Annotated in this window: 4 protein-coding genes; 2 read left to right on the forward strand and 2 right to left on the reverse strand. The window is 56.4% G+C overall.

Annotation, left to right across the window (positions count from 1 at the left end; translation table 11 throughout):
- Nucleotides 1–64 precede the first annotated feature (64 nt).
- Nucleotides 65–1,030 (reverse strand): ABC transporter permease subunit, encoded by a 966-nt coding sequence (locus ABEA92_RS13860; protein ID WP_345684427.1) that lies wholly within the window; start codon nucleotides 1,028–1,030, stop codon nucleotides 65–67.
- The gene (locus tag ABEA92_RS13865; protein ID WP_425572436.1) at nucleotides 1,027–2,037 is read right to left on the reverse strand and encodes an ABC transporter ATP-binding protein; all 1,011 of its coding nucleotides are present in this window, start codon (nucleotides 2,035–2,037) and stop codon (nucleotides 1,027–1,029) included. The genes ABEA92_RS13860 and ABEA92_RS13865 overlap by 4 nt, the downstream gene beginning before the upstream one ends.
- A 335-nt stretch (nucleotides 2,038–2,372) precedes the next feature.
- Between ABEA92_RS13865 and argJ the strand changes: the two genes are divergently transcribed.
- Both argJ and ABEA92_RS13875 read left to right on the forward strand, forming a co-directional pair.
- Entirely contained in the window at nucleotides 2,373–3,566 is a 1,194-nt protein-coding gene (argJ, locus tag ABEA92_RS13870) for a bifunctional glutamate N-acetyltransferase/amino-acid acetyltransferase ArgJ (protein WP_345684429.1), read from the forward strand.
- A 172-nt stretch (nucleotides 3,567–3,738) separates the two neighbouring features.
- Nucleotides 3,739–5,976 carry an NADP-dependent isocitrate dehydrogenase gene (locus tag ABEA92_RS13875; RefSeq protein WP_425572437.1) on the forward strand — a complete coding sequence of 746 codons (2,238 nt, stop codon included), beginning with the start codon at nucleotides 3,739–3,741 and terminating at the stop codon, nucleotides 5,974–5,976.
- The last annotated feature ends 558 nt before the right edge of the window (nucleotides 5,977–6,534 follow it).

The following is a 6,534-nucleotide window of genomic DNA, read 5'->3' on the forward strand; positions in this document are numbered from 1 at the left end:
TTCGTTTTCCGGGGTGATCGAAACGCTATGATCGCGGAGCGATCAGCGACAATGATCAGCGACATTACAGTGGGGCGGGTAGGTCGCGGCGTTTGAAACAAACGATGGCGGCGGCGTAAAACGCTAGCCCCAAGCCAATCAAAATCAATGGGTACACCAGCGGCGGCAGCATCGTGTCGCCGACTCGATGCGTAAGTGTCCAAGGCGTATACAGCGATTCTTGGGCGACCATCGACGTCATCTGTTGCGGCTTGTAGCAGCTGAAGAAGGTCATCGATAGCAAAAACTGCAGCGACTCGGCCGCTTTGCCCAACCCCAGCATCACCAGTTGGACGATATAAATCGCAACCGTCACTCCGATCGTTCGCCAGCGATAGCGATCGATGCTGCTAAGTAGCGTCGAAAGTCCTAGTACGAAGAAGCCGAACGCAAACAAGTGAAACGTCGAGGCGGCGAAGATTCGCACGTCCACTCGCTCGCTCAAGTGCAGCGTCTGCGTTTCAGGTTCGCCCATCGTCAGCGGCAAATCAAACTCGATGATCGGAATGCGGACTGTCGGCGGAGGCACGGTCTCTTTTACGCTGGTCGTTTGGACGCCAACACCGATTCCAGCCCACACCAACATGCACAGCAGCGCCAATCCGACGATCGAGACGGTGGCGTGTGACAGCAGCAACCGAGCACGGCTGATCGGTTGCGAGAGCACCATTTCGAGCGTCCCACGGCCGAGTTCGCCGCTGACCACGTCGCTGCCACGTGAAATGCACCAGATCACGATGCACAGGATGACGATGGGTTCGTCGTACGTCATCCCGACGCGACCGGGATAGGTGAACAGCGAATCAAATTCAATCGGCGAGAATTTTTCAAACTCACGAAATTGTTCGACAATCGTTTGAAATTGCCCCATGTCCAACAGGCTGACGACCCACACGCGGATCCAGGCAAACGCAAATAACGCTAACCCGCAAGATGCGAACAACAAAAACGATTGCCCGATGTACTTCTTTAGCAAGATTCGGTCGATCATGATCGGGCTCGCGAGTTTGCTTGTTCCATGTTCGTTGCATCCGAGGTGTCGGTAATCAATGCGGTCGCAACCGGTTCACCGGCATGGACCGCTTCGTATACCGTGCGAAGTCCATACGGTTCAAAGCGAATTTGTTTCAAGTTGAGAGAGTCAATCCATTTGAGGATTGGTCCAAGGTCGCCGGCGGTATCAATTTGAATTTGATGGGCGGCATGCTTTGACGCTCTGGTGCGAACATGTACGGATCCTTTCAGCGCATCCGGGACTTCGATCGACGTTTCGCGGGTGATGGCGGTCATGCGGTGGCGTTGGAACAGATCGCTCATCCACATCTCGTGCGCCAAGCGGCCGCGACGCAGGAACGCGACGCGGTTACAGGTGTCTTCGATTTCGCTGAGCACGTGCGACGACAGGATCACGGTGCGGCCGTTGTCGCGAGCTTCGATGACCAATTGCAATACCGCCGCTCGCACGGTCGGATCGAGATTCGCTGTCGGTTCGTCCAGGATCAGCAGCGGTGTCTGTGGCCCTAGCACGACGGCGAGAGCCAGTTTCTGCCGCATTCCGGTCGACATGAACGCCACCCGGGTTTTTAGATCGAGTTCCAGCAGTTCGGCCACTTCGCGGCTACGCTGCAGATCGCCGTAGGGATGCATTTCAGCAAAAAATTTCAGCACGCCATCGCCTCGCATGTGACGCGGCAAACGGGCATCGCCGGGCAAATAGGCGACTTGCCGACGGACCGCCACGCTGTCGTCTTCGGCGTCAATCCCGAGCACCGTCGCACGACCCGCTGTCGGGTGCAGGTAGCCAAGCAGCAAGCGAATCAGCGTGGTTTTACCGGCGCCATTGGGGCCAAGCAGGCCAAAAATATCACCCGCCCCGACGCACAGCGAACAATCACGCAGGGCATCAAAGTCGCCATAGCGTTTGCCAAGTCCGTCACAGCGCAGCACGATATCGCCGGGCGAGTCGGGATCGCCAAAGAGCTCGGGGGCATCGCCCATTTTCGTGCTTCGCAGGTCACCGGCGTTAGGAGCAAGTGGATTTTCGAGTGGATTCAAACGCGTGGACTCGCCATCGAGGGAGGGAGGGGGGATGGTCGTGGGCTTCGGAAACAAGGCAAAATGAACAGGGCAAATCAACGATCGCTGGGCCACGGGTTTATCGGCCGCAGGATCACGGGGCTACTTGATCACAGGGTCGCTCGATAACTGGGCCGCTTAATAAGTGGGTCGCTTGTTGTCTAGCACGACGCCCTTTATTGTTTGCAAAGGTCAAATCGTAGGAAGTGGACTTTCGGCGATCAAAAAGCAGCAAACCAATTAAACAGGCGTTTCCCATGTCAGATTCACCCCTATTCCTGCCACGTGGTTTTCGTTTTGCCGGGGCGACTTGCGGAATCAAGGCCAGCGGAAAACCGGACATTTCTTTGATTGTATCGGATCATCCGGTCGTTGCTGCGGGCGTTTACACGACGAACAAGATTGTCGCCGCACCGGTCGTGCTATCACGCTCGCGAACGCCCTCGGCAGCCGTGCGTGCGGTGCTGACCAATAGCGGCTGTGCGAATGCCTGTACCGGCGATCAAGGGATGCAGGACGCAAAATCCACGTCCGCCCAGCTCGCAAAGTTGGTCGGTTGCGACGAATCGGGCGTGTTGGTGATGAGTACCGGAGTGATTGGCAAGCGATTGCCGATGGACAAAATCCAATCGGGAATCGAGCTGGTCCACAGCAAACTGGGCACAGACGACGCCGCCTTTGTCGCCGCCGCCGAGGCGATTCGCACCACCGATGCGGCACGCAAAACCGAAACCTGTGAAATGAACTTAAACGGCAACACGATCCGGATCGCGGCGATGGCCAAGGGCGCCGGGATGATCGCGCCGAATATGGCGACGATGTTGTCGGTGATGTGCACCGATGCGTCGGTCACGCAAAAGGACGCTCAAGCAATCCTGACTCGCGTCGCAAACCTTAGCTTCAATCGCGTGAGTGTGGACGGTCACACCAGCACGAATGATACGTTGCTGCTACTGGCCAGCGGCACCGAGGAGCCCCTCTCGGGCGACGCGTTGGTCGAATTCGAGGCGGCACTGACGAAGTTAGCGATCAACTTGGCGAAGCAGCTTGTTGCCGACGGCGAAGGGGCGACGCATGTGATGCAGATTCATGTTTTTGGAGCCGAGAGTGATGCATCGGCCGAAGTGATTGCAAAAACCGTGGCCGCGAGCCCGTTGGTGAAGTGTGCGATCACCGGCGGCGATCCAAATTGGGGACGCATCGTGTCGGCGGCCGGATACGCCGGCGAGCCTTTGGAACCGGCCAAGGTTTCGTTGTCGGTCTGTGGGCAAGCGATCTACGAAAATGGGACGCCGCTCGACTTTGATGCCGCGTCACTTAGTCGCACCATGAAGGGGCAGCCGCAGATTGATGTCGAGCTTTGCGTGGGATCCGGGGCAGGGCAGGCGACGTATTGGTCGAGCGATTTGACGACCGAATATGTCCGTTTCAATTCGGAATACACGACCTGATCGTCCCGGTGCGGCGTGGATTGCGTGTGAGAATCACGGCCAAAAACCCAAAATTGGCCATCTTCCCTTCGAGCCGTTTCAACACGATGATGGGGCATCAGCTGATCCCCGATTTCCCCTGCTCGCTTGGCGTGCAGCGGCAATCGGTCACCGCATGCAACGAGGGAAGATGATGTCTCAAAACGTTTCAAAAATTGTATACACTCACACGGACGAAGCACCCGCGTTGGCGACCTATTCGTTGTTGCCGATCATCCGTGCGTTCACCTCGGCGGCAGGGATCACGGTCGAAACCAAAGACATCTCGTTGGCCGGCCGCATTCTAGCTAATTTTTCCGATGTGCTTCCATCGGACCAACAGCGTCAGGACGCGTTGGCGGAATTGGGTGAATTGGCGAAGCAGCCAGAAGCGAACATCATCAAACTGCCCAACATCAGTGCCTCGGTTCCTCAGTTGAAGTCGGCGATCGCGGAGCTGCAGAAAAATGGCTTCGCTGTTCCCGATTTTCCTGATGAGCCCAAGACGGATGCCGACAAGGAGACTCGGGCTCGCTACGCCAAGGTGCTTGGTAGCGCCGTCAACCCGGTGCTTCGCGAAGGCAATTCGGATCGCCGTGTGGCCGCGCCGGTGAAAGAGTACGCCAAGCAAAACCCGCACTCGATGGGAGCGTGGTCGTCGGATTCCAAGTCGCATGTGGCTTCGATGAGCGACGGCGATTTCTATGGCAGCGAACAGTCGCACGTGATGAGCGAAGCGGGCGATGTGCGGATCGAGTTGGTCGCTGCCGACGGCACCACGACGGTACTGAAAGAAAAACTATCGCTGTTGGCTGGCGAAATCATCGACGCGTCGCGACTGCAGAAAAAATCGCTACGAGCATTCCTGGCTCGCGAAATCGATCAGGCAAAGGAACAAGGTGTTTTGTTGTCGTTGCATATGAAGGCAACGATGATGAAGGTGTCCGACCCGATCATCTTTGGTCATGCCGTCGAAGTGTTTTTCAAAGACGTGTTTGAAAAGCACGCCGAACTGTTTAACGAATTGGGAGTGAACCCCAACAACGGAATCGGCGACGTTTACGCCAAGATTGAAACGTTGTCGGAAGCGAAAAAGCAAGAAGTGTTGGCGGATTTGGATGCCGTGTACCAGGATCGGCCACCGTTGGCGATGGTCGATTCAGACCGCGGGATCACCAATCTGCATGTGCCCAGCGATGTGATCATTGATGCCTCGATGCCTGCAGCGATCCGATCTTCGGGAAAAATGTGGGGACCCGACGGCAAATTGCATGATACCAAGGCGATGATTCCTGATCGTTGTTACAGCGGCGTTTATCAGGCGACGATCGATTTTTGTAAAGAAAACGGGGCGTTTGACGTCACCACGATGGGCAGCGTCGCCAACGTTGGTTTGATGGCGCAAAAGGCCGAAGAGTACGGCTCGCACGACAAGACGTTTGAAATCCCCAGCGACGGCGTGGTCCGAGTGGTTGACGCTAGTGGCAAAGTGTTGATGCAGCATGACGTCGCCGAGGGCGACATTTGGCGGATGTGCCAAACCAAGGACCTGCCCGTGCGTGACTGGGTGCGATTGGCGGTCAGCCGTGCTCGCGCGACCGGATCGACCGCGATCTTCTGGCTCGATGAAAACCGTGCTCACGATGCCAACTTGATCGCCAAAGTCAAAGAATACCTGCCATCCCACGATACTTCGGGGCTGGATATCCAAATCATGTCGCCGGTCGAGGCGACTCGTGTGTCGTGCCAACGAGCAAAAGATGGGCTCGATACGATCTCGGTGACCGGCAACGTGCTGCGTGACTATCTGACCGACTTGTTCCCGATTTTGGAATTGGGAACAAGTGCCAAGATGTTGTCGATCGTTCCGCTGTTGGCGGGTGGTGGATTGTTTGAAACCGGAGCGGGCGGGTCGGCGCCAAAGCATGTTCAACAACTGCTCGAAGAAAACCATTTGCGTTGGGATTCGCTCGGCGAATTTCTGGCCTTGGCGGTCTCGCTCGAGGATTTGGGGGGCAAAGCAGGCAACCAAAAAGCCTTGGTGTTGGCGGAAACCTTGAACGAGGCGACCGGCAAGTACTTGACCGAGAACAAGTCGCCATCGCGAAAGGTCAAGGAGATCGACAATCGCGGCAGCCATTTTTATCTGGCACTTTATTGGGCCCAGGCACTGGCGTCGCAAGACAAGGACGCGGAGCTGAAATCGCAGTTCCAATCGCTTGCGGCAACCCTGTCCGATCAAGAGGCGAAGATTGTTAACGAGTTGAATTCGGTGCAGGGCGCCGCGGCAGACATCGGGGGTTATTACCAACCCGATTGCAAAAAGGCCAGCGACGTGATGCGACCCAGTGCCACGCTGAACGCCGCGATCGACGAACTAGTAAAGTCGTAGTCGAAATGTGGGATAGGCTTCCAGCCTGTCATCGGCCGGAGAGAGGTTGCTCGAGGGATCATTAGCAAGATATTCGCACGGCTTTCCAAGCCGTCAGCGTATCTCGGTTTGATCGTCGCGACGAGAATAGTCACGTGCGATTTTTGATCCCGTGAACTCGCTCGTAGCGAAAGTCGCGAAGACTTTCGAGGTGTGAGATAGGCTTCCAACCTGTCATCGGCCGGGGAGAGGTTGTTCGAAGGATCTTTAGCAAGATAGTCGCACGGCTTTCCAAGCCGTCAGCGTATCTCGGTTTGATCGTCGCGACGGGAATAGTCACGTGCGATTTTTGATCCCGTGAACTCGCTCGTAGCGAAAGTCGCGAAGACTTTCGGGGTGCGGAATTGGCTTCCAACCTGTCATCGGCCGGGGAGAGGTTGCTCGAGGGATCATTAGCAAGATAGTCGCACGGCTTTCCAAGCCGTCAGCGTATCTCGGTTTGATCGTCGCGACGGGAATAGTCACGTGCGATTTTTGATCCCGTGAACTCGCTCGTAGCGAAAGTCGCGAAGACTTTCG

This window comes from Novipirellula caenicola (assembly GCF_039545035.1).
GTDB classification, from domain to species: Bacteria; Planctomycetota; Planctomycetia; order Pirellulales; family Pirellulaceae; genus Novipirellula; species Novipirellula caenicola.